Annotated in this window: 23 protein-coding genes; 5 read left to right on the forward strand and 18 right to left on the reverse strand. The window is 44.1% G+C overall.

What is annotated here, in order from left to right:
* Positions 1-23: 23 nt before the first annotated feature.
* A complete protein-coding gene (locus ACMXYV_RS14295; protein WP_415889125.1) occupies positions 24-1283 on the forward strand; it encodes a GGDEF domain-containing protein in 1260 nt (419 codons plus the stop codon).
* On the opposite strand, the gene ung is transcribed toward ACMXYV_RS14295, so the two are convergent.
* The 6 genes from ung to ACMXYV_RS14325 form a co-directional block, all read right to left on the reverse strand.
* Positions 1255-1935, reverse strand: a complete 681-nt coding sequence (gene ung, locus ACMXYV_RS14300; protein ID WP_415889126.1) for a uracil-DNA glycosylase — start codon at positions 1933-1935, stop codon at positions 1255-1257. The genes ACMXYV_RS14295 and ung overlap by 29 nt on opposite strands.
* Positions 1936-1940: 5 nt before the next feature.
* A complete protein-coding gene (locus ACMXYV_RS14305) occupies positions 1941-2387 on the reverse strand; it encodes a hypothetical protein (RefSeq protein ID WP_415889127.1) in 447 nt (148 codons plus the stop codon).
* A 104-nt stretch (positions 2388-2491) separates the two neighbouring features.
* Positions 2492-3994 (reverse strand): lysine--tRNA ligase, encoded by a 1503-nt coding sequence (gene lysS, locus ACMXYV_RS14310; protein WP_415889128.1) that lies wholly within the window; start codon positions 3992-3994, stop codon positions 2492-2494.
* Between the two features lie 32 nt (positions 3995-4026).
* On the reverse strand, positions 4027-5121 hold the full coding sequence (prfB, locus tag ACMXYV_RS14315) for a peptide chain release factor 2 (protein ID WP_415889130.1): 1095 nt from the start codon (positions 5119-5121) through the stop codon (positions 4027-4029).
* A 115-nt stretch (positions 5122-5236) separates the two neighbouring features.
* Positions 5237-5755: a flavodoxin FldB gene (gene fldB / locus ACMXYV_RS14320; RefSeq protein ID WP_415889132.1), complete on the reverse strand. Its 519-nt coding sequence runs from the start codon at positions 5753-5755 to the stop codon at positions 5237-5239.
* A 59-nt stretch (positions 5756-5814) separates the two neighbouring features.
* Positions 5815-6138 carry a phasin family protein gene (locus ACMXYV_RS14325; protein WP_415889133.1) on the reverse strand — a complete coding sequence of 108 codons (324 nt, stop codon included), beginning with the start codon at positions 6136-6138 and terminating at the stop codon, positions 5815-5817.
* A 166-nt stretch (positions 6139-6304) separates the two neighbouring features.
* On the opposite strand from ACMXYV_RS14325, the gene gloA reads away from it, so the two are divergent.
* From gloA to creC, 3 genes are read left to right on the forward strand one after another with little or no spacing between them, the layout of a single operon-like run.
* Positions 6305-6697, forward strand: coding sequence for a lactoylglutathione lyase (gene gloA, locus ACMXYV_RS14330; protein ID WP_415889134.1), 393 nt, complete (start codon positions 6305-6307; stop codon positions 6695-6697).
* Positions 6698-6701: 4 nt separating this feature from the next.
* Positions 6702-7403, forward strand: a complete 702-nt coding sequence (gene creB / locus ACMXYV_RS14335; protein WP_415889135.1) for a two-component system response regulator CreB — start codon at positions 6702-6704, stop codon at positions 7401-7403.
* A complete protein-coding gene (gene creC, locus ACMXYV_RS14340) occupies positions 7400-8842 on the forward strand; it encodes a two-component system sensor histidine kinase CreC (protein WP_415889136.1) in 1443 nt (480 codons plus the stop codon). The genes creB and creC overlap by 4 nt, the downstream gene beginning before the upstream one ends.
* Positions 8843-8912: 70 nt before the next feature.
* On the opposite strand, the gene ACMXYV_RS14345 is transcribed toward creC, so the two are convergent.
* Positions 8913-11096 (reverse strand): pilin, encoded by a 2184-nt coding sequence (locus ACMXYV_RS14345; RefSeq protein ID WP_415889137.1) that lies wholly within the window; start codon positions 11094-11096, stop codon positions 8913-8915.
* Between the two features lie 272 nt (positions 11097-11368).
* Between ACMXYV_RS14345 and creD the strand changes: the two genes are divergently transcribed.
* Positions 11369-12769 carry a cell envelope integrity protein CreD gene (gene creD / locus ACMXYV_RS14350; RefSeq protein WP_415889138.1) on the forward strand — a complete coding sequence of 467 codons (1401 nt, stop codon included), beginning with the start codon at positions 11369-11371 and terminating at the stop codon, positions 12767-12769.
* Between the two features lie 45 nt (positions 12770-12814).
* On the opposite strand, the gene ACMXYV_RS14355 is transcribed toward creD, so the two are convergent.
* The 11 genes from ACMXYV_RS14355 to ACMXYV_RS14405 all read right to left on the reverse strand — a co-directional run bounded on the left by ACMXYV_RS14355 (position 12815) and on the right by ACMXYV_RS14405 (position 24682).
* The gene (locus tag ACMXYV_RS14355; RefSeq protein ID WP_415889139.1) at positions 12815-14533 is read right to left on the reverse strand and encodes a type II secretion system protein GspD; all 1719 of its coding nucleotides are present in this window, start codon (positions 14531-14533) and stop codon (positions 12815-12817) included.
* Positions 14530-14985: a hypothetical protein gene (locus ACMXYV_RS14360; protein ID WP_415889140.1), complete on the reverse strand. Its 456-nt coding sequence runs from the start codon at positions 14983-14985 to the stop codon at positions 14530-14532. Before ACMXYV_RS14360 ends, ACMXYV_RS14355 begins: the two co-directional genes overlap by 4 nt.
* 6 nt (positions 14986-14991) lie before the next feature.
* Positions 14992-16206, reverse strand: coding sequence for a type II secretion system F family protein (locus ACMXYV_RS14365; RefSeq protein ID WP_415889141.1), 1215 nt, complete (start codon positions 16204-16206; stop codon positions 14992-14994).
* Positions 16203-17834: a GspE/PulE family protein gene (locus ACMXYV_RS14370; protein WP_415889142.1), complete on the reverse strand. Its 1632-nt coding sequence runs from the start codon at positions 17832-17834 to the stop codon at positions 16203-16205. The genes ACMXYV_RS14365 and ACMXYV_RS14370 overlap by 4 nt, the downstream gene beginning before the upstream one ends.
* A gap of 6 nt (positions 17835-17840) precedes the next feature.
* Positions 17841-18929, reverse strand: a complete 1089-nt coding sequence (locus ACMXYV_RS14375; protein WP_415889143.1) for a type IV pilus twitching motility protein PilT — start codon at positions 18927-18929, stop codon at positions 17841-17843.
* Positions 18929-19570 (reverse strand): hypothetical protein, encoded by a 642-nt coding sequence (locus ACMXYV_RS14380; protein WP_415889144.1) that lies wholly within the window; start codon positions 19568-19570, stop codon positions 18929-18931. Before ACMXYV_RS14380 ends, ACMXYV_RS14375 begins: the two co-directional genes overlap by 1 nt.
* The gene (locus ACMXYV_RS14385) at positions 19570-21303 is read right to left on the reverse strand and encodes a hypothetical protein (RefSeq protein ID WP_415889145.1); all 1734 of its coding nucleotides are present in this window, start codon (positions 21301-21303) and stop codon (positions 19570-19572) included. The genes ACMXYV_RS14380 and ACMXYV_RS14385 overlap by 1 nt, the downstream gene beginning before the upstream one ends.
* Positions 21303-22268, reverse strand: a complete 966-nt coding sequence (locus ACMXYV_RS14390) for a type II secretion system protein (RefSeq protein WP_415889146.1) — start codon at positions 22266-22268, stop codon at positions 21303-21305. The genes ACMXYV_RS14385 and ACMXYV_RS14390 overlap by 1 nt, the downstream gene beginning before the upstream one ends.
* Positions 22256-23116, reverse strand: coding sequence for a type II secretion system protein (locus tag ACMXYV_RS14395; RefSeq protein WP_415889147.1), 861 nt, complete (start codon positions 23114-23116; stop codon positions 22256-22258). The genes ACMXYV_RS14390 and ACMXYV_RS14395 overlap by 13 nt, the downstream gene beginning before the upstream one ends.
* A 178-nt stretch (positions 23117-23294) precedes the next feature.
* Positions 23295-24377, reverse strand: a complete 1083-nt coding sequence (locus ACMXYV_RS14400) for a type II secretion system protein (protein WP_415889148.1) — start codon at positions 24375-24377, stop codon at positions 23295-23297.
* A 125-nt stretch (positions 24378-24502) separates the two neighbouring features.
* Positions 24503-24682, reverse strand: coding sequence for a hypothetical protein (locus tag ACMXYV_RS14405; protein ID WP_415889149.1), 180 nt, complete (start codon positions 24680-24682; stop codon positions 24503-24505).
* Positions 24683-25036 lie beyond the last annotated feature (354 nt).

Consider the following 25036-nt stretch of genomic DNA (forward strand, 5'->3'; position numbering starts at 1 on the left):
AAGGCCTAGGGAGAGGCTCAGGGATGACAACTTCGGCACCAACCAGTCCGAGAGTACCGTTATTGCTTACTGGTGCAACGGCCACACTGTGCCTACTTCTTCTCCTCTATATTCACCTTAGTGCTCAAAGCACTCTGCAAAAATACATTCCTTGGCTCGATGCCTCTATGGAGATCAAACTAGAAGTAGCGCAAGCCCATCTTTGGTTTGAAGAGATCTCCGCGGGTGACCCTTCTGTATCGGTAGGCACCGTCTACACACACTTAGATCAGGCAACATGGTACGCCAACGCCATTTTGGATGGCGGAACCCTCAAACAGAATATTTACCAACCACTAGAGTACAAAGAGCTTAGACTTCAAGCCAATCGGCTAGTTTACAGGCTACAGCAACTCCGTAAGTCAATCGATCAAAGATATATCAACCTAGAAGGGACGCACGCAGGAACAGTAGAAGAACAGCGCCAAGATAAGATTTTTCTAGAGATAATGCAGAAAGCGAATGCGCTAGAAAGCTCGCTCAAAATGCGTATCAGCTATGAGGACACAGCTCAAAACTCCCTCCTCGCTTTACTGCTCTTAGCTATCGTCGCCATGACGTTAATATCGGGGTATTCAGTACGCCGCTTTACCGATAACCGAACTCGCTATATGCAAAAGCTAGCTTTAGCCAACACCCAAATATCCGAGCAAAATAGACGCCTACAAGAGCTAGCCCATACTGATCAGCTAACTGGCCTACCCAATCGTAAAATGCTTGAGGCCATTACCAAACAAGCGATCAGTCGAGCACAAAGAAAACAGAGTGCCTTATCCCTTACCTTTATCGATCTAGATTTCTTCAAACCTATTAATGACGAGTATGGTCATAACGTTGGGGACAAAGTTCTCACAAACTTCACTACCGCTATTAATCAAATCCTTCGTGAAGATGATATTTTAGCCCGTCTTGCCGGCGACGAGTTTATTTTACTGATTCAAGCCGACAGCATTTTTGAAGCACAGGAAGCTTTGGACCATATTATGGAACGTATCCATGAACGTCTGGATCACCCAATTGTCGATACCCCTGCAGCACTACATATACGCTGTAGCGCAGGTACTGCTTTTGCTCCGAAAGACGCTACAGACTTTGAAGGCTTATTACATTGGGCCGATGTAGCAATGTATGAAAGCAAAAAGCGCGGGCGAGGTCAGCATTGCTACTTTACCCCAAGCCCAGTGACGCAGTCTGAATTGCCGCTATCGGTAGAACCTAGAGAGATGGAAGCCGCCAATCGATAGGCACTTTACCGTGCTGCTGCAGATACTGATTGGTTTGGCTAAAATGCTGACAGCCTAAGAACCCTCGATGAGCAGATAAAGGTGATGGGTGAGGCGCTTTTAAAACAAGGTGTCTAGCCTGATCAATACAGGCCCCTTTCTTCTGTGCGTAACTCCCCCAAAGTAGAAACACGACATTGTCGCAATGTTGGTTTACAGCTTGGATAATTTGATCGGTAAACGTTTCCCAGCCTTTACTTTGATGAGCCCCCGCATTGCTCTGTTCAACCGTGAGCACACTATTGAGTAGCAAAACCCCTTGATGAGCCCAAGATTCCAAATAACCATGATCCGGTCGAGGAAGCCCTAAATCACTCTCTAGCTCTTTATAGATATTCACAAGAGAGGGAGGCACTTTGACCCCAGGCATCACCGAAAAGCACAACCCATGAGCTTGACCGGGTTGATGGTAAGGGTCCTGCCCCAAAATCACGACTTTAACGTCATCCAATGGCGTTGTTTCTAAAGCATGAAACCAATTATCTGAATGAGGGTAGATAATTTTACGCTGAGTTTTTTGCTCTTTAAGGAACTCGTCAAGGGCTAGCATATAAGGCATCTGAAATTGCTCAGCCAAAACAGCTTGCCAGCTTGGTGCGTTTTCAAGTGCCATATGTATCAACCACCACAATTTTTTACTTCATTAGAACTTAACTCAACGGGCTCTGTAACAACTCTACGATGCCAAATGGAATAGTACCGTAACTTTCCAGGAGCATGAGATACAATGCCAGAGATGATAATTGCTAGAAAATAGATATAAGCATTTGGCTGTTCAAACCACCAAAATACGGTGGATAAAAGCAGCAACTTAATACCGATAGCAGTACCTCTGAGCTGAATCAACCAAATACCATCACCATACACTTCCATAGCGGCCATTAGAAAACCACTAACAAGAGTCATAAGCAGATAAGGGTACCAACTACTCTCCGGCTGCTGAAAAAGATAGGCTCCAGCCAAACCCGCAATACCAACGAGATGAATTGTTCGCAAACTTATACCCAACCAGCGCTTAGCCGGTATAGAGCGTTTTTCTGTTGGGAATAACCAGTTTATCGCCACAGTATCTCTTCCTTTTTTACCTAACGATATAGAACAACCATAGGTTTAGCTATATACAAAAAAGCCCTCAAATGAGGGCTTTTAGTATGAAAATAGTTCTGAACTTAACCGCGCGGGCGCATCGCTGGGAACAGGATCACGTCACGGATAGATGGAGAGTCAGTAAATAGCATCACCAAACGGTCGATACCAATACCTTCACCAGCCGTTGGTGGTAAGCCGTACTCCAACGCGTTGATATAGTCACCATCGTAGTGCATCGCTTCATCATCACCCGCATCTTTTTCAGCTACTTGCGCACGGAAACGCTCAGCTTGGTCTTCAGAGTCATTCAACTCCGAGAAGCCGTTAGCAAGCTCACGACCACCTACGAAGAACTCGAAACGATCAGTAATGAAAGGATTTGCATCATTACGACGTGCAAGCGGAGACACTTCAGCTGGGTATTCAGTGATGAATGTAGGCTGATCCAAACGGTGCTCTACAGTCTTTTCGAAGATCTCAATCTGAACCTTACCTAAGCCCCAGCTATCTTTAACATCGATGTCCATGCGCTCTGCAATCTGACGTGCAGCAGTTTCATCTGCTAATGCTTCAGCAGTGATGTCATCGTTGTAGTGAAGAATAGAGTCGAACACGCTTATACGACGGAATGGTTTTTCCAAATCATATTCAAATGTTTCCAGCACTTCACCTTCATCATTACGTACTGTATTGATGATTGTTGTTGTACCCAAAACATCCTGCGCAACAGTACGCAGCATATCTTCTGTTAGATCCATCAGATCGTTGTAATCCGCATACGCCTGATAGAATTCGATCATTGTGAATTCTGGGTTGTGACGCGTAGAAAGGCCTTCGTTACGGAAGTTACGGTTGATCTCGAATACACGCTCAAAACCGCCGACTACCAAACGTTTCAGATATAGCTCAGGCGCAATACGCAGATACATATCGCGATCTAGCGCGTTGTGATGCGTGATAAACGGACGTGCTGTCGCACCACCTGGAATCACCTGCAACATAGGCGTTTCTGCTTCGATAAAGCGACGCTCAGTCAGGTAGTTACGGATACCAGACACAATCTTAGAGCGTGTCTCAAATACCTTACGAGAATCTTCGTTCGTAATCAGATCAACATAACGCTGACGGTAACGGATCTCAGTGTCCTGCAGACCTTTGTGCTTATCAGGCAAAGGACGCAAGTTTTTCGTTAGCAACTGGTATTCGCCCATATCTACATATAGATCGCCTTTACCAGATTTATGCAGTTCACCTGTGATACCTACGATATCACCAAGATCCAAGCTTTTAGCAAACTTACGTGCTTCTTTGTTTACATAAAACTGGATACGACCAGTCATATCCTGAATAACACCAAAAGCACCACGGTTTAGCATTACACGACCCGCAATGCTTACCTTGATGCCTGCTTCAGCCAACTCTTCCTTCGATTTATCGCCGTACTGAGCCTGAAGGTCTTCAGCATAGCTATCGCGACGGAAGTTATTTGGGAATGCATTACCTTCATCACGTAGCGCGTTTAGCTTTTCACGGCGCTCCGCAATCAGGCGGTTTTCATCTTGCTTCTGAGTGTTATCAGACATCGGTGTGGTAAACCTTTAAGTTAATAAATTCTTTACAGGCCAGCTTTAAGGCTAGCTTCGATAAATAGATCCAGATCGCCGTCCAGTACTTTGTCACAGTTCGAGCTCTGAACGTTTGTACGCAGATCTTTAATGCGCTGATCATCCAACACATAAGAACGAATCTGACTGCCCCAGCCAATATCCGCTTTATTGTCTTCTTGCTCCTGCGCCGCTTCTGAACGCTTAAGCATCTCAACTTCATATAGCTTAGCGCGAAGCTGTTTCATACAGGTGTCTTTGTTCTGGTGCTGAGAACGCTGCGCCTGGCTTTGTACTACGATGCCGGAAGGTTCGTGCGTAATACGTACCGCAGATTCCGTACGGTTGACGTGCTGACCACCAGCACCCGATGCACGGTAAACATCGACTCGTAGGTCTGCTGGGTTGATCTCAATTTCAACGTTGTCATCAATCTCTGGAGATACAAATACAGAAGAGAAAGATGTATGACGACGACCACCGGAATCGAATGGTGATTTACGTACTAGACGGTGAACACCAGTTTCGGTGCGCAACCAACCAAAAGCGTACTCCCCTTGGAAACTAATCGTCGCAGACTTGATACCTGCAACATCGCCCGCAGAGCATTCCAATAGCTCAGTTTTGAAGCCTTTATCTTCGCCCCAACGCAGGTACATACGTAGCATCATTTCAGCCCAATCTTGGGCCTCAGTACCACCAGAACCCGCTTGGATATCTAGGAAGGCGTTGTTTGGATCGGCTTCACCAGAGAACATACGACGGAATTCAAGCGTCTGCAGTTTATCCAGCATGCTATTAACATCACTTTCGACTTCTGCGACTGTATCTTCGTCATCTTCTTCAACAGCCATATCTAACAGATCACGTGTATCATCAACACCCGCTGTCAGTTCGTCGATTGTGTTTACCACAGCCTCAAGCGTAGAACGCTCTTTACCCAATTGCTGCGCATTTTCTGGATTATCCCAAACTGCAGGGTCTTCCAGTTCACGAGTGACCTCTTCCAGGCGCTCTTTTTTGCCTTCGTAATCAAGAAAGCCACGAAGTGCTTCAGTACGCACTGTAATATCTTTGAGGTTGTTAAGAATCGGGTTAATTTCCATGGTATAGAATCTATAGCCGGCAGTTTAAAAAAGGGCGGTATTTTACCGAAAATCAGCGCATAACACTACTTGTTTAGCCTGATTAGTTAGCGCGGATTTGATAACAACGATAAGACTACAGGTCGAACTCTTTTCGGATTTGCTGACACCAAGTAGTAACACGCTCTTCAGTTTCTGAACGCTGACAATCTTCATCAATCGCAAGGCCGACAAACTGCTGATGATCTGGCGTTAGCGCTTTAGACGCTTCAAAGTTATAGCCCTCAACAGGCCAATAACCAACCATCTGGGCACCTTTACTCTGCAACCTTTCGTGCAATAGACCCATCGCATCTAAGAACCATTCGCTGTAACCAATCTGGTCACCTAAACCAAACAGGGCACAGCTTTTACCTGCAACCGCTACGGCATCCAACTGCTCCCATAGGTCAGCCCAATCTTCCTGCAACTCACCAAAGTCCCAAGTAGAGATTCCAAGAATGAGATGTTCATATTCAGAAACGCTCTCGATACCGTCAGCAGCAATATCGATACGATGGACTTTATCTTGACCAAGATGTTCAGTAATTAGCTCTGCTACACTTTCAGTATTTCCCGTAGTGGAGCCATAAAACAAACCGATTGAAGCACTCATTTTTCTTTCCAGATAAAACAAAAAAAGCAGCCCTAGGCTGCTTTTTAGGTAGTTTAAAATTACTTATTAAAAGCGTCGAATGTATGCTGAGCTACATCTTCAATTTCAGTGCGAGCCTCTTGTAACGCTTTCATATTCTGTTCGCTTGCCGCCTTGAGCGTATCTTCAAGTTCTTTCGCGTAGCTACGCTGCAGCTCCATCAAATCACTTGGTGACTGACACTTTTGCATCTCTTTTGTCTGCTGAATGGTCGCCTCAATACAAGACTTTGTGCACTCCATTTGCTGGCGAGTAAGCTCTTCAAGCATCTTGGTTTGAATATTAACCAACTCTTTGAACGGACCCATCGAATCCGAGATCTTTTTATTCATATCTTGAAACATAAACACCTTCCCTATCTCGCCAGAGAAACAACCATACGCACACAATATCCAGAACAGAACGTAGGACTTCTGTTATATCTATCCTTATAATAAAGCACTGTAAAGATATAATGGCAAAACTTATATCTCCCATCATACCAAAGATAAATAAAAAGGATGCTGAATTATGCGCCTTTTACACACCATGCTTCGAGTCACTGATTTGCAGCAATCTATTGAGTTTTATACACAGCTAATGGGTATGAAACTGTTACGCAGCAAAGACTACCCTGATGGCCGATTTACCTTAGCTTTTTTAGGTTATGGCGATGAATCTGAGCATACTGCACTCGAACTCACCCATAACTGGGATACTGATCAATACGAGCTCGGTAATGCGTTTGGCCACTTAGCCATTGAAGTTGAAGATGTTTATGCCGCGTGCGATGCAATAACAGCCAAAGGCGGTGAAGTGGTTCGCCCAGCTGGGCCTATGAAACACGGTTCAACGATCTTAGCCTTTGTAAAAGACCCTGATGGTTATATGATCGAACTTTTAGGGACGAAGAGAACCGACTAAACCAGTGTCAAACTCACAAGCCAACATACTGATTGTCGAAGACGAACCCAGCATTGCTGATAACGTTAAGTTTGCTCTGCAGCTCGATGGTTTTGATTGCCAACATTTCCTATTAGCTGAAGAGGGATTAAATCAGCTAAAGGAAGGTAGTTTTGACCTCGCGATTATTGATGTTGGCTTACCCGACTACAATGGTTTTGAACTGTGTAAAAAGATTCGGCAGTTCTCCAATATTCCCATTATATTCCTGACCGCTAGATCCGATGAGATAGATCGTATTCTTGGGCTAGAGCTAGGTGCCGATGATTATGTCACTAAACCTTTTAGCCCTAGAGAACTCAGCACGCGAGTCAAAACAATATTACGTCGGGTATCCACATCGGTTACACAAACGACTATTCCTTCTAAGCCACAAACTGCATCACTGCAACTCGATACAAAACGCGCCTGCATCTTTTATCATCAAGAACAACTCGTTTTAACCCGCATCGAATTTCTACTTCTTAGCACTCTTATGCAAAGCCCTGAGCGGGTTTTCAGTCGTGAACAGTTAATGACGGCGGCATGGGAAAATCCAGAACACAGTCTTGATCGTGCGGTTGATACCCATATCAAAACTTTGCGCGCAAAGCTAAAACAGGTTCACCCTGATCAGTTGATTTATACCCACCGCGGCCTTGGTTACAGCTTAAGGTTCGGACAATGAAATTTGGCCTTAAACTCTTTCTTGCCTACGCCGGCATCCTGGGATTGGGTATCTACTTTTTCCTCAATTCCATGTTACTGGAAGTAAAACCTGGACTTAGACAATCCCTAGAAACCGCCCTGATCGATACATCCAACCTCCTAGCGGAAGTTGTAGGCCCGTCAGCGATCAACGAACCCATTCAAATTCAGCTACTAAAACCCGCCATAGAGAAAACGCTTAAACGCCCGATCAACGCTACGATCTGGTCTCATAAACAAGCAAAGACTGATCTACGGGTTTACGTCACCAACCGCCAAGGCATTGTCATTTATGACTCTAGCAATCAAGACATAGGTGCTGATTACTCTCAATGGAACGATGTCTACCTCACTCTACGAGGCAGATACGGCGCACGCAGCACCCAAGAAAATCCACAAGATAATTTCAGTTCGGTGATGTATATCGGCGCCCCCATATACGCACCGACTGAAAAAGGTGAACAGCAAATTGCTGGCGTAATCTCTGTCGGCAAACCTAACGTCAGCGTCAAACCATTTTGGCAAGCCGCACGCGATAACATTCGCTCCAAAGGGATGTGGCTGTTGATTGCTGCAGCATTGGCAGGCGCGCTACTCGCTACTTGGCTGAGTCTAAGCATTCATCGATTAGTAGATTATGCGCAGAAGGTCAGCAAAGGCGAACAAAGCCAGACACCCAAATTGAGCGATCCCGATTTAGCTCAACTTGCAGACGCTATGGAGCAGATGCGAACAGCACTAGATGGTAAACAATATATAGAGGAATATACGCTCAGCCTCACCCATGAGATGAAAAGCCCCCTTACCACACTACAGGGAGCAGCTGAGTTAATTGCTGTTGCCGATAATAAAGAGATGCAGCAACAACTAGCTCAAAATATAGAGGCGCAAACTGAGCGTCTAAAAGCGCTTGTGGATAAAGTCTTATCTCTGGCACGTTTAGAAAATCGTGCTGCGCTCGAAAGCCCTGAGCAAGTTAATTTAACTCGGCTTATTCAAAATGAATGCGAACAGATCTCTCTCGCCCTAAAGCAACAGCGCGACATCAACATAGCCTTAGAACTGGATGAAAACATTCAGGTAGCCGGTGATCACCTATTACTCGCACAAGCGATCAGAGGACTTCTGGATAATGCGATAGACTTCAGCCCTGATAAAACTCAGATTGAGATCCATTTAAGCACTTTAGACACCGGCATCGAACTTATCATTAGCGATCACGGTAGCGGCATTCCTGAATATGCCTTAGATCAGATCTGGAACCGTTTCTACTCATTGCCGCGGCCTAATACAGGCCAGAAAAGTACAGGCTTAGGCTTAAGCTTCGTACAGCAAATTGCGCAACTGCATGGTGCGACTATTTCTTTAAGCAACAGAGATAAAACAGGCGTAGAGGCGAAGCTTCGCTTTCCCAAATAAGCCCAAAAAATAGACCAACAAGCAATAAAAAAGCTGCCCAAAAGCAGCTTTTTCACCCTGCCATTGAGTGTTATCTGCACTCAGACGGCATATGCTTATTAGGTACGTATTCAGCTTCACAGTACCAACTCAAATTTGAACCATTAATCTCTGGATGCAGTTCAAACAAACCACCTTCGTAATTGCTTTCACTGACGTGCAGATAAACAATGCCAGAATCAGGCTCAATTTCGATATCATCTAATGTGTAACCCCAAGTCAAACCTTCATACAACCCGGTTAGCTCTACTTCATTAGGGAATCGACCATTATCTAAATAAAAACGTTCTAGTTTACCTCGAACGCTCGCACTGTCCGCGTAGATTCCAGCGATTACAGCACGTTGCGTGTAATCTTCATAAGCAGGGATTGCCACCGCAGCCATAATACCTACTGCCGCAATTGTCGCAGCACCTTCACTCGCTAGAACAATATCTGCTGGCGAAGACTCAAAGGTGAATTCCATTGCCAATTTTTTATCAGACGAATCTAACTGCACACCAAAGGTCCCTTGCTTCGCCAACTGCAACTGACCAGCTGACGGCAGACCTAATAAGTCCTGATTCGCATTCGTCAGATCACCCAAAGCTTGCAGACCGTTTAGGTAGTAGTAATAAATACGGCGTGGCGCATTGCGGATATTGCCTGAGAAAGCAAAAGTACTAGCAGAGATATCCTGACGCTGCTCTTCGACCAACCACTGCTCCAAGGTCTGATCCGACAGCATTGTTTGGCGATCAAACAGTACTTGAGGAAGGTCCGCCATAATCAAAAACTCACCCTCTTGTTGCCAATAAAGATGGGTGCCAATTTTAGTGATTAGATCAGCAAGCAGAGGTGAGAAATTCTTATCTGCCGCCATCTCCTCTTCAGCAGAAGAATACATAGAAGGCAATTTTAAGTGATGGATCTCTTGGCCATTAATGTTGCGGCTTTCATAACGCGCAGAAGGCCAAGCCTTGGTCGCCGTCATGATCTTGTTGAACTCTTCCGGGTTACGCAGACGAACAGCCAAATACTCCCCCGCTTGATCGGATATCAAAACAACCTCAGGACCAATCGCTTTAAACCAATTATCAACTGGGTAACCCAACACCTCGGAGGCCTTTGCTTTGCTCTCTTGGTACTTATTGTTATTCAGTCCACCAGCCATCATTTCCAAACGCTTAAAATCGGCATAAGCCGGTAGACTCAAAGAAAGCGCAAGTCCGGGCTTTCCAGCTGTTTTGATTGGATAACTGTTCTTATTCGCAGGAATAAACTGGCGCACCATACTTTCGCTTGGCGCATCCAATTGGACTTTCAAACGACCTTTGCCGTTACTAACTCCCCAGCTTGCCGCAACTGTTTCAATCTGATGTGCACCCATAGCTGCCATAGGCATTGCCGCGTCAGGTGGTAGAAGCGGCTGATATACAGGAGATGCCAACTGATTGCTAAACCATAGATACAGGCCTTTATGGCTATCATCCATCACCTGCTCATTGCTAAACATAGGACTAGCAGGGTTTGGTTTTAAAGCAGAAAAAGCGCTATCAAGGCTGGTAGAGTCTGCTCCCTGAAGGTTTAACATCAGATTCAAACGGCCTAGATTTTTATCCCATTTATAAGCAAGAGGCGCAGCTTTGGTCATCAAGACACCCGCACCATTTTGCATAGGTTCAAGCTCATCAATAATCACGCGTTTGCTGATCAGCAATTCGATAATCGCTTTTAGCTCTTCTTCCTGAGTAAAACGAACATGAGAACTGAACAGCAACTGCGGTTGATTGTCTTGCCCATAAGCAACAACTTCAACCGGGCCATCCATTTGACTACCAAGCAGGGTTAGCAATGTTTCAATATCAGCCTCCCCTTTTTTAAACCATTCAGCACTCGCCTCTTGGATCTTTTTGATCTCTTTTAAATAAGCTTGGTTACCATGGGCAAATTTGAAACTGTCGTCTTTATAAGAAGCTAGATCCCAAAGCGAAGGAATTCGCGCGTAGAAGAAAGCAGTTTCGGGAAGTTGCTCGCGTAGCCACGCTGACCGCGTTAACGCTGTAGCAGTGTAAGTTGGTGCTTTTACTTGCTGCGCTTGCACCTCCTTATTTTCAGCTTCTGAAATTAGCGCTGTTTCAGACTCGGAAGTCTTACTATCACAACCGACCAAAGCTACGAACGCCCCACCAAGAATCACTTGGGCTATTTTTTTCTTCTTAAAAATTCCATTCATGTAGATTTACCCATCCTTAAACATTGGATTAACGCGCTAAAGAAGAAGGAGGGAACAGGGAAGGCAGTTGGATAAAGAGAAAAGACAAATCCATTTGCACTTATATTTAATCGTTCTTCCTGAAGCAATCACAAAACTCCTAGCATTCTGCTACAGCCTTTACTCAAAGTGAAGTAAGAGCGCTTTCCACACACAAAACACACATTTCTCACATCAGCTCCCCATACGCCCTTTTTAAACTTTGCACTATAAATCAGTTATGGAGAGAGATGATGTCTAAGAAAATCACCTTAAAGCTCATCGTCATTGGCTTTTTAGGCCTACTTTTGTGGATCCCTTTGTTATTGGAGCAAGGGGTGATCTACGAACGTATGAGTTATCGAGATCAAGTTACACATGATATCGCAAGCAAATGGACAGGGAATCAAACCATCACAGGCCCTGTGATGATCCTCCCTTGGCAGCTTGAGTACACTGAAAAGCAATGGAACGATACAACAAAAAGCTATTTATTAGTCCACAAGAAGAAACAAGGGCAATACCTGCTATTACCGAACCAATTCGATAGCCAAGTAAATATAAACAACTCCACCCGTAATCGCGGTATTTATCAGATACCTGTGTATAACGGTACCGTTGAAATGTCAGGCTCATTTCAGCGCACTAAACTACATAAATACCAACAAGATTTAGAGGCAAAATACAAAGGCAGCCTTTCTTGGGGCGATGCAAAGCTGAGTATTTTGGTTTCAGATATGCGCGGTATTGTTTCTGAACCGACGTCAGATTGGAATGGAAACAGTCTAAGCTTTGCCGCAGGCAGCGGTTTAAAATCATCGACTCAGGGGATTCATGCTGAACTAGGTTCTTGGGCTGATGAAAGTGAAACGACGCATTTTTTCTTTAATTTACAAATTAAAGGAATGGAACGTCTGATGATCACCCCGGCGGGAGATAATAGTTCAATAAGCATGAGTTCTGATTGGCCACACCCGAGTTTTAATGGTCGGCATCTACCGACTGATTACACCGTTGAAGATACTGGCTTCCAAGCGAACTGGAAAACCTCACCTTTTGCGGGTGACTTAGCGTCGGTGTTAAAAGAGTGCCAAAACAGCAACTACTGTGATTTCACGAGCCACGCTGTAGGTACTGACTTTATCGATCCTATCGATATGTACTCTCAAGCGGAACGATCTATAAAGTACGGTTTACTCTTTATCGCTGTCACTTTTATGCTGTTCTTCCTATTTGAAGTACTAAAGAATCTTCAAATTCACGTCATCCAATACGGCATGGTGGGCCTAGCACTAGCGCTGTTCTACTTACTTCTGGTTTCTTTGAGCGAACATATCGCCTTCATCTGGGCTTATGTTATTGCCACAATTGCTTGCTGTTTATTGCTAGGTTTATATCTCAGTGCAGTATTACAAAGCAAAGCCCGAGGCTATTGGTTTGCTACAGGTATCGCAGGGCTCTATGGTTTGCTTTATATGATCATTTCATCGGAGGGTTTTGCCTTACTGATGGGCTCGATACTGATCTTTACAACACTAGCAGTTTCGATGCTGACAACTCGAAATGTCGATTGGTATCAGTTGAGTCGTTCGACTCCTCAGAATTCGCCGGAGGGCGAAGAAAGTGATCTTGAAGGAAAAACAATTCAGGCCTAGATAACTAGGCCTGATTGAAAGAAAAAAATGCGAGATGGATGCGAATTAACCCGCATCCATCATCATTTGATCAACATCGGAAAGCTTCGGTTCTGCCTTTTTAGGCTCAACTTTCTGTATCTGGTCAGACGTTTGATTTACAGGCTTCTTAATAAAACGATTTTCTGCAGGCGCTGGATCAGGGAATCCATCATTATACTGCTGATAGAATCGATTATTACCTTGTTGCAACTGCTGACTCTGGGAAGGCGAGTTGAGAATTCGCGGTGTAATAAGCAGTACCAATTCGGTTTGCTCATCACCTTCAATAGTTGACTTAAAGATATTTCCCACCACAGGCACTTCACCTAGTAGCGGAACTTTACGTTCATTTCGAGTGCGAGTAGTTCGAATTAAGCCACCAACCGCAACAGTAAGGCCATTTTTAGCGGCAACAATACCTTTAAGGCGTGACGTATTGACGGTATCTATAGCCAAATTAACCACATTACCCACCCCATCATAAATAGGAATAGTACCGCCACCTGGATTTAGAGTTGAACTTTCTTGTTGAAGCTCAAGTAAGACCGTACCATCCGCATTAATTCTCGGAGTGATTTTCAAAGAAATACCGATCTCTTCTAATTCCGTTTCTGTCTCTATATAAGACGGAGAAATAACTACACCGCTATCTATCTGAGCAGGATTATAAGTAAATCCACGTGTTAGTACGCTTTCTTCCCCAATAAACAGATCTGCTTCACGGTGGTTAGAAGCAAGTACCATCGGGTTAGACAACACCTTTAAGCGTTTATTTTCATCCAAAAATTCAATATTCGCCTTTAACTTATCGTTGAGGAATTCATAGAGAAAACTACCACTATTAAACAGAGCGTTATTACCCAGTTTGATAGGCACTGTAGATTGGTTTCCACCCTGCGGAGTTAACTCAAAATTAAAGATCGAGTTGAAATCATCGCCCAAAGTAATGCTCAAAATTTTCATTTCTAGCATTACCTGAGGTACAGGAATATCCATCTTATCCACCAACTGTTTGATGGAGTTAATAATCTTACTGTCATCAGTACGCACAATAATCATATTATGCTCATTATTTACTGTGACATAGATAGGCTGTGCTTTTAAGGTCACTGCTTGCATAGCAGCAGGATCAATTGCTAGTCCGTTTGATCTGCCTTGTAATAGCTGCTCTAACTGCCCTAGAGAAAGCTTCTTTGCAGCCTCAGTCGCAGCTGATTCCTGCAATGTTGAGTTGGAACCCCGATTCGAAGAAGAATTGGAATTGGAAGAGGACTTTGAATTCCGCTGACTTGAACTCTTTTGCCCTGGCTCTTCCCCTAACGAAAGCTCAACCCGATCACCGTAAAGATCCTCGATTGCCTGTGCAACGATTCGCACATTGGCATTAAGTAAGCGAAACACTTCAATGCGTTGACTCTCGCGTACGACCAAATCTTTTGCATACTCTTCACGAGTCATAATGCGATAGGTATTAGTATCTTGATCGTAGCGATACCAAAGGTCGCTGATGCGACTAATCGATTTAATGGCATCAATATCTGAAACGTTTTTAAGATGTATAGTAATTCGCTTATCAATAGCACTTGGGGTAGCAATGATATTACTCTGCGACAACTCTGATAAAGTTCGAATCACATCTCTTAACTGAGTATCGGCAAATTCTAATTCTGATATTTTTGCTGCGGAAACAGCCATTGGATTTAAGAGCGCCAATGCTAGGGCAAGTTTTCCTAAAGCTTTCATCGTAATACCTTCATCTGCCCTAAAGTGCCTGTCTCTACAGTAATACTTAAACGGGATATTTTTGTAATTCTAATCGCCTGTCGAGGGTTAGTAGGATCGACATTAATCTCATCTCCCTCTTTCACTAAATGTACTCGGCTACCAGCAATCTGAAGCAATGCCATAGGCGAATCATCACCGCGGTCGATATAACCTTTAAACAGCAAATTAGGTACATTTACCTCGCCCGGTGTACGACGGAAGCCCTGTCCAAATCGGTCAACAATCCCCCCCAATATGCCCTGCTTTTCATTCTGCTGAACGCTTTGGGGCTCACTAAACGGATCTCGCATAACGATAACACCTGAGCCAGCACCAACATTTGTCGAAGCATAACCAGCTGACGGTGCCTCAGCTAAAACCGTTGTAGGTAATGTAGTCATACATAAAGCGATTAAAATTATCTTTTTCATCATCTATTAACCTGACACCGCAAACATCGATTTAAAGAACCCGTAGTACACATAACCGACAATACCGCCAATCAAAAGAATGGCTACTGGCTCCATAGCTGTAGCTATCGCCTTAGTAATCATGCGTACACGCTCTTCATAAAACGTACCAGCGTCTTTCATCACCGATACCATGCTACCTGTTCTTTCGCCAACTAAAGTCATCTCTTGAATCAGCCCTTCGATATGCGCTTTACGGAAACTTTTGCCCATATCCGCCCCCTGAAGAATCTCTTCAGATGCATCCGCGATATCTTTTGCAATCACTTTGTTATTAATCAATTTACTGATGATCTCTAGTGACTGAACGACTGAAATACCGCTCTGCAACATACTGGATAGCCCCCAAGTAATCTGCGACATCGAACTTGCGGAGATCATCGTGCCAACTAAAGGAACTTTTAGGAGCATGTAATCAATCAGGAAACGCCCTTTTTTACGAGAATAGGTCAAAATTATTCCTATCAGAATCAATAGAATTCCGACCAAAACATGCGCCCAATACTGGTGGATGAAGTTGGAAATCCCCATCATCTGAATCATTTCAGGGGGTGGCGTTCGACCCGTTTTTTCAAAGAAAGCAGCAAACTTAGGAATAACCGTAGACATCAAAAAGATGAATACCCCTACCGTCATAAACAGCACGACAACAGGATAAGTCATGGTTGAGATCAATTGCGTTTTTATATCGGCCTGACGCTCCATAAAGTCAGCAATACGCACTAACGCCGGTTCTAATTCACCACTGGCTTCAGCACTGCGCAACATATGAATCGCAAGAGGTGAGAAAATAGATTCATATTTTTCCATTGATTGAGAAAACGACTGGCCTGCACTAATTTGATCATTTAGATCAATAATGATCTCGCGCATTCTTCCACGCTGAATACCGCCCAAGATGTTCAGCGCCTCAGTCACAGATAAGCCAGAACGGAACATCAATGCCAATTGACGGAAAAAGAATATTTTTTGGTTGGTCTTAACCGGCAATAGACAGAGCAACTGCTCAAAAGCATCTTGTTTCGGTTTATCTGCAGAACCAATCCCAGCATTCTCCTGAATACTGCTGATATAAATTCCTTTTTTTTGCAGCTTAGCGATCGCCGCATCATGATCAACAGCGGAGATGCTACCTTCGCAGGTTTCACCTGCTGTATTCATCCCTTGATAGACGAACTTCATCCGTCAGCCTCCCCATCAAACTGGTTAAGAAGACCTAAGCGGCGGAGTTCTTCCATCGAGGTTAAGCCCTGAAGTACCTTCTCTCTCCCATCATGAGCAAGACTTATATAATGCTGAGCATGTTTACGTAACTGCTGCTCGTCAGCTTCTTGAGTAATTAACTCCCGCAAGACCTCATCCATCCACAAGGTTTCGAACAGAGCAATCCGCCCTTTAAAGCCTGTTCCATTACATACTGAACACCCTTGAGGGTGAGATAACATTACTAGATCATCAGATGGCAAACCCAACTGTTTCAATTCTGAAAAATCCGCCGGCATCTCTAACTTACAGCTTTGGCAGAGTTTACGCGCCAAACGCTGCGCCACAATTCCTTGCAGACTGGAAGCGATCATAAATGGCTCTAACCCGATATTCTTCAGTCGCGTGACACTGGCAATCGCAGAATTGGTATGTAAGGTAGATAAAACCATATGGCCCGTGGTAGCAGCTTTTAGAGCAATTTCACCGGTTTCAGAATCTCGAATCTCACCGACCATAATGATATCGGGATCATGGCGCAGGAAACTTCGAAGGGCAGAAGCAAAATTCACCTTCGCATTCATCTGTACCTGAGAAACACCCTCTACCACCATCTCGACAGGATCTTCCGCAGTCAGAATATTGGTGCTTTCTGATTTTAACTCTTCAAGTGCGGCATAAAGGGTAGTGGACTTACCGCTACCTGTAGGGCCCGTAATAAGAACGATGCCATGAGGCTGAGCAATTACTCGACTAAACTGACGAAGGGTTGCATCAGACATCCCCAACTGTTTAAGCGTGAATAATTGATTGTCTGTACCGAGTAAACGTAAGGTTACTCGCTCACCATGCTTAGTTGGCGCTGTCGCCACACGCATTTCAAACTCGACGTTATAAGGCGTTGTATAATCAGCACCGCCATCCTGAGGCATTCGAGTTTCGGCAATATCTAGGTTAGACATAACTTTAATACGACTAACTAAAGAGATCCCTTCCGAAAGGGTAAAACGCTTCCCATATTGCTGTAACTGCCCATCTACCCGCAACCTTACAATGTAGTAGTCAGTTAAGGGCTCTATATGAATATCGGATGCTCGATGCATATAAGCTTGATTCAATAACTCAGAAAACTCTGCAACCGCATCAAAGCCTAATTCTGCATTGCTTAACTCCACATCTAAACGCAAACTGCATTCAAATGCTTCTGGCTCAGCTAAGCAGAGTTTCACATCTGTTTTGAATAATCGCTGTAACTGTTTTTCGAGTGTAGGGTTCTCTGGTGAATCCGTAACGACATAGATTTTATCGCTATCAACATCACCTACATCGACAGGGAGAATACGGAACTGACGAATAAAGCTTTGCGGTATATTACTCAGGCGACTTTTATCTACTTGGATCTGCGACGGTCGAATATACTGCATGCCATGCTCACTAGCATAAGCATGATAGAAGCTACTTGGCGCTATACGCTGTTCATAACATAGCACCATTTTCTCATCCATTTTTAAACGGCGCGCATGTAAACTCGCTTCAGTATGCTGATGCTCAGTAATCAGCCCCTGGCTTAATGCGGCTTCAATTAACCATTTATCCCTAATCGCCATCGCCGGTTACCTGCCTAACACTCGAAGCGAGTTCTCAAACTGCTCTTTACGGCTAGTTAACTGTAGCGCTTGCTCTTTGGTTAAGAACTTTTCATATACACGTTTAGCCAATGCAAATTCAAAAGTCTGATTGCCTTGCGCACGACCCGTTTCCATAACGGAGCGAATCTGGGTCGAGTTATTCTCACGAATTAGATTTGAAACAGCACCATTAACCATCAAAATTTCATTTACAGGAATACGCCCATGACCATCAGGAGAGCGGACCAATGTCTGTGTTACCACGGCACGCAAACACATGGATAATTGTTGACGTACAGTGTTTTGCAGATCGCCAGGGAACATACCAATTAAACGATCAATAACACCCACCGCGTCATTGGTATGTAGTGTTGCAAAAACGAGATGCCCTGTTTCTGCCGCGGTAATTGCAGCATGCATAGTTTCTAGGTCACGCATCTCACCCAGCAACATTACATCTGGGTCTTCACGCATGGCACTACGAATTGCATCTGCAAAAGAGAGCACATCATCACCCACTTCGCGTTGATGCACTACAGAGCGAATATTACTGTGTACAAACTCGATAGGGTCTTCAATAGTCAGAATATGGCAAGCACGGCTCTCATTTATCTTATTGATAATACTGGCTAAGGTCGTTGATTTACCGCTACCCGTAGCACCAGTGACCAGCACCAAACCATCTTTAAAGCCCACCACATCTTCCAGTTGCGGCGGTAAACGTAGCTCTTCAAATGTACAAAAGGTCCCATCCAAAGCACGAATAGCAAAAGCTAAACTACCGCGTTCAAAATAAAAGTTAAGACGAAAACGCACGCCTAGTTTATTGGAGTAACCTAAATCACAACTACGCTTATTAATAAGATGATCAAACTGCTCAGCAGATAAAATCGCCTCGGCTATTCCCATTAACTGATCTTTCGTAAATGGATCAAAATCTTCGCGCTCTGCAAGCTCACCATGAATACGCATTACAGGCGCAACATTCGCGGAACAATGTAGATCAGATGCTCCCGCTTCTAGCATCAATGCCAGTAACTGCTCAAATTGGTCTTTATAGTTATTATTTTCCATCACAATGCCAACGTCATCTCAATATCTAGCACTCGCCCACCACCAAGAGCTGTACGATCGGTACGACTGATCTGGAATTTGATTGGAATCACCGAGTACTCCAACTGGGACAACTGCTTAATAAATCCATAAAGGGCGCTATATCCACCCTGTAAACGTAATTCATACAACGGGCGGTTTAGATCACCTTTACCTTGTTTAGAAGGTTTAGCTGCAACCATCTCAGCTAGGTTTCCTTCACTCTGCACTTTAGAAAGCAGTTGTAAACGGTTAGCTTGCGCATGCAGAGTAATCTGGCTTAGCAATTTTGCAAATTTGGCCTTATCCCTAACATCGATAAAGCTATATCCAAAACCAGAGAGCTTAGACTTCTCTGACTCTATAGCTTTAGTTAATTTCCGAACATCGTTGGCACTAATTTTCTTACCATCCAGTTCAGGTAATGCGCCGGCGCTTTTTCTCTCTCTTTTAGCCGCCTTCTTGACCTTTTTTTCAACAGATTCAATTCTATCTTCCAATACAAGAACTTGTTTATTAAGGTCCGCACCACGGAAAAATAGGTAGCCACCCGCTATCAAAGCAGCACCAAGCACGGCCACTAGAATCCTTTCTCGTAAATTCATTTCAGAGAACGCATTCATTATTGAGTCCCCTTCTGCTTCAAAACAAATTCAAATACATAGATACCATTTTGCATCAAAGCTGAATCCCCTTTGAAATTACTTGGGCTTTTATCTATATACATATTCAGAGGTTCAAGACTGATAGATAGCACCTGATTAAAGTCATCGATACTCGCCTGATCTACGGCTTTACCCGTAATAGAGAACTCATACCAAGCATTCTCTTTCATCGATTCAAGTACTACACCCTCATTAATGCTCTCCGAAAGGACAGGCAGAAGACGCTCAACAAACGATTGACGCTTAATGATTACCTGTTCTACCAGTTGTTTTTCCGATTGTAAGGCGCTAAGCAAAACGTTGTGGCTCAGGTAAGCATCGATATTTTTGCGAGCCTCAGCACTCTCCTTACGTTGTCGATCCCTCTTCTCTTGCATTACTTCCAATTGCCTCTCAGAGGATGACAGCTCCTGTTGCAATTGTTCTAACTTCCAATAAAAGAAACCTTCATAAGCAGCAATTAACAGCGGTAAAACACACGCAGCCATTGCAATTTTGAAAGCATTACTACGGTAAATTGGGTCCGGGGGCGGCATGCCAATTAAAGGCGCGACAGAAAGCGGCGAACTGCCTAGAAAATGTCGAGCTGCACCGAGTTCAGCTAACAGCTCATTTCTGCCAGAAGGTATTTTCTCCGCAGCAGCCTGTGCTAAAGGTTCTGCATCGAGCTGTAGCAAGGATTCTAGCTGAGAAATTTGGTCGCTAAATGCACTATCTCCATCAGCAACAAGCCAGCGGTTTGCTTGCGCAAAGGAACCTGTCGTTAAGACCTCTGCAACCGCCCCTGCATCTAGCAAATGGCTGGAGCATTTCACCATCGCCACATCGCGGATCTGGTTATCCTGCAATACAGCACAGAAAACATAAGCCTTATGGAATTCGGTTAATAGTACAGTGTCAGAACTCTCTAACAACGGCACAGTGGAACCCGCAAAAGGGTATACTTGACGTAGGTTCAGCTTAGGAAAACCAGAGCTACCACCCACTTTCTTAACAGCATCCAGCCATTGTTGATGCTGAGCAGTTGGCATAGCACTACACAGAAACTTTTGCGCATCGCCTAAGTCATCATCGCTATAAGGTGATTCCTCTTTAGGTTGTGGTCGCCATTGAGTTAAAAGACGCTGGTCGGCCAACTGCAGCTTCTGCTGAATATGCAAACATTCCGCAATCTGTTCCTTCGAAACCATCTGTTCGCGGATAGCGACTTCACCCAAGCGCATCGGGCTTCGACCGCCATGTTGCGCTGACAACTGCTTCTCTTCTGTTACTAGATGTACCAGTTCCTCACGTTGTTCTGGTGTGATATAGCCACGCCCCATCAACAACCAACCGAGATCCCAGTTTGGTGATTGCATAGCAACCACACCTTCCATCTCCCAACGCAGCATCTCCAATAAATTTTCTGCTTCAGGGGAATCAAAGCTTTCGGTAATCTGCACCAGATCGGGAATCGCACTAATATGCAGTAGCAGTGCATTACTCGGTACATTTTTACCCAGTACATTCTTTAACTGCTCCAACACATCAGTCAGCGCGGCAATAGGATCAACCTGTTGAGACGACACTGACACTGTTACTTTTAGTGCATCACGATTGCCATTAATAACGGTTGCTCGCAGGCCAAACCCATCCGTTTTTAGGACCAGCAGACCTTTACCCGCTGCTTTTTTATTCAGAAACGACAGCATTAATTAACCTCAAATTGCAGTACTGGCTGCGTAGCATTTGGAATTACCAGCAAGCGATCATATTTTTCTACAACCGACCCAGCGCTATCCATAACAAAAACAGCATGCTGACCTACGGGAATCTGTTTAGTACTGGCATCAGAAATAGATGCACCATTCTCATGCCATTCATTAGTAGCCAATGAAAGGGAATTCGTTGCGGTCGATGCAGCTGCATCGAAGTGATAGGTAACCCAGCGATCTTCGTCATCAGAAACAGCAGCATTTTTAAACACGACCAATGCCAATTTATGACTGTCAGTATCACTATTGTTTTGAACTTGAATATCTATTTGGTTCAACGGCACCTGCCAGTCTGTGCTCTCAATAGCACCTGACACAACCACGTTGTAACTCGCAGGATGATCACCATCGTCGCCCTTATAATTGAACTGATACTGATCAGAAGCATTACTGACTTCGAAACCAATACCCCAACCATCTCTGAATTCACGATTACTATCTAAGCCAGAATTCAAATAATTAGCGCGATAACCTTTTAACTGTGGATAAGCGGATATTTGCGTAGGCGTTCCGCCAAAGTTAACGTAAGGATCCAGCATAGCGAGATCAATCCACTGATCAGAACCACTTACCTCCCAACTTCCGTCTTTGTTGATCAAAGGCTGCAGTTCTGCGGAATCCTGAGACAAAGTGGCACTCGCTGGGGGTAAAACACCGTTATCGATAATAAAACCAGATAGAACAGGCTGATTACGGTAGCTGTTTTGCATCAATATGCTTTTTCTAAGCAGCTCCATCTTATCTAAGGTTTCATCATAACGAAGCTGGTTATCCTGATTATCGATAAATACCAACGGCGTACTGGCCACTAATCCGATAATTAGCATCACTAACACCAGCTCTAGTAATGTAAAGCCAGATTGCTTTTGGGTAGGACAAATATTGGGGATTAACGTAGACATAAGACGATATCGTCCCCACTGCTGTTACAAAGAAGGTCCGCGTCACAGAAATCAGCATCAACTGGATCAGTCTCGGTATAATCACAACTGTTTGGTTCGTAGATACCATTCGAACCCAAGCTAACTAATCGAGGCACCCCTGGCACGATAGTGCTATCCGCCATAACCTCAAGGTCTATCGCCAAATAAGGCCGTCCAAAACGATTGATTAGGGTTGAATCATCACCCGAAATCTTACGCCATTCCAATAGACAGTCTGTCGTATTACAACCACTAACACTGCGACTCTGTCTATCATCCACAGGGTAATGATCATAAGGGTCTGCAATGCCGATGACCGACTCTATTTCTGCTGTGTCGATTATGAAAGGCTCACCGGGATCATCTGTAGCACCAAGACTAGAACCATCAGATGTCAGATCGTCACCAATATCCAGATAAAGATATTTATGACCATTAAGGTACGGGCCTCGCCAGCCACGTCGATAATCAGTATTCCAATAACTATCAGGGTCAGCAGGCGTCGGGTTTTCAAAAAGGAAACTTAAATCAGCAGGAGTTTCACGACTAGGAAAAGAACCATTATCTTTGTAGTAGGCCTCTATCGCTTCACCTAACTGCTGCATCTGATAGCGCGCTGCCTGATCTGCAGCATCTGAGCCAACATCACGAAAAGAGGTTACAACACCACCCGCCACAACCAAAAGAATGGCTGCAACCACCAGCATTTCCAAAAGAGTAAACCCCTTCTGAGACGACAAAACCGCTTTGCTAAAAGCGTCGTTATGGACACGTTTAGGAAAGCGGTCTTTGTTTGTCTTAAGGTCTTGCTTATTTCGCCACTGCATATAAAGCCATTGTATTTATTATTGTTATTAGCCTGTCCTTAGCTATCTATTTTCATCCAAGTAAAACCTGTGCCACTAAGCCCCCTTCACCACATTCAAACGGCTTAAGGGCAATATTCATAAACCTTACTGACAAAAAAAGCAGGAGCTTAGCTCCTGCCTTTCTCAGAAAGAAGACTTACTCTTCTTCGTTACCTTTAGCTTCAGCGATCTCGTCGTCGTATGCGTCACCGCCAGCGTCAAGAACAGCTATAACCTCAAGCTCTTCACCAACTTCTTCCCAGTTTGCTACTAGGCAATCTGTTGTATTTGCTGGATCAAGTAAGTCACCTACGTCACCAGTATCACATTCTGCAATTTTCACTACGATAGAGTAGTTAGAATATTTATCTGCAGCCGCATTGCCATCTTGAGGCGCACGAGCAATAACCGCATCTAGTTCAGCACTTGGCCCAACACCAAACACAGCCAATACTGCATCATCTTCTTCACCAAGCTCTTCTGGCTCATTGAAAAGTGCCACAGGAATAGTCTCAGTAGTAATAGTTCCTGTAAGGTCTACGGCAGCACCTGCGCCAAATTCCCAATCATCATCTTCAACAAGCGGCGTGTTAAATACCATTGACGGTTTAGTTACTTCAACCAATGGAATTTCGTCAACATCTTCGTCAAAACCGGCTGCTTGAGTGAAGAGGTCGTTGCCTGTTGAGCCATTACATAATTCGTTATTCACATAACGAAGGCTAGTCATACCATTATTAGCCAACGCAGTAACAGCTTCAGCTCCGATGTTAGCAATACCTAACTTGCCGAACATATCACCTGATAAACCACCGTCGACACGTGGTACATTTGAAGTATTTCCGTTGTTACTTAGCAATACGCTTGCTGCACCATCAATTTGAGCAACAGTTGCAGTGTAATCAGCTTGTACACCTGCAGAACAAATCAAAGAATCAAGACCAGCAGGTAGTAAACGCTTTTCAGTCACATTAAAAACATTCATGCTGTTTTCTAACGTAGCCATAGTGTGTACAGCTGTAGCTTGCGCAGCACTTTCTTCATTGCCGTCCATATTAGAAATAACGGCACCAGCAATTACCGCAAGAATCGCAACTACAACAAGCAATTCAAGCAATGTAAAACCAGCTTGTTTTGCTTGTAGTTTTTCACCCTTAGCGCGTAACTCTGCGTCTTTAACCTGAGTCAGGTCAGCATTTTTGAACTTGCGAATCGTTTCTTTGATCTGTTGAGCGTTCATTATTTTTCTCTTTATTATTTTTACCGCATCTGTCTCACACAGATTTTTGGATTTTTAGTTATAAAAATCTTTAAGATGCAAACCCACATTGCACTCTTTTAAATAGGGACGAACTCTTCGCTAGCTTAAACATCCACCACAAAACGATACTGTCTACCGTAATGGAGAATGACCTCTTTTTGCTGGCGTTTTAGAATTTTGGTTTCGACTCGGATCTCACCATAACCATCATGAGCAAGCACATCTTCAAACAGCTCCAACAGTTTCTGTTTAGCTGGATCCGCTGCTGGTTTATCAGTGCTCATAATTTTTTGCCCTTGGCTATGGCTTAATCGAACTTCCTTGAAATGTTGGGAACTAATCCTTAGCCCCCAGTGTCTGAAAAACGTGATAGAAAAGGTAACTGTTTCAAAAAAGTTACCAAACTGGTCATTAGAGCCACATTTTCTAGTACTTTAGAGTAAACCTCATCCCGAATCCCGCATGACAGACTCCCAAAAACCTGACAAAAAATGCCGGAATTTATCCCGAAGGCCTATGATTTTTAATAGAAAATTATTGGAGACAGCGTTCGGGAGCACTCAGTCTAAATAAGTAAACAGAAGATAAAATTTGGGGGAAGAAAATATTAATTCAAACAAAGGCAAGCAGATAAAAAA

This window comes from Neptuniibacter sp. SY11_33 (assembly GCF_047778025.1).
Classification (GTDB): domain Bacteria; phylum Pseudomonadota; class Gammaproteobacteria; order Pseudomonadales; family Balneatricaceae; genus Neptuniibacter.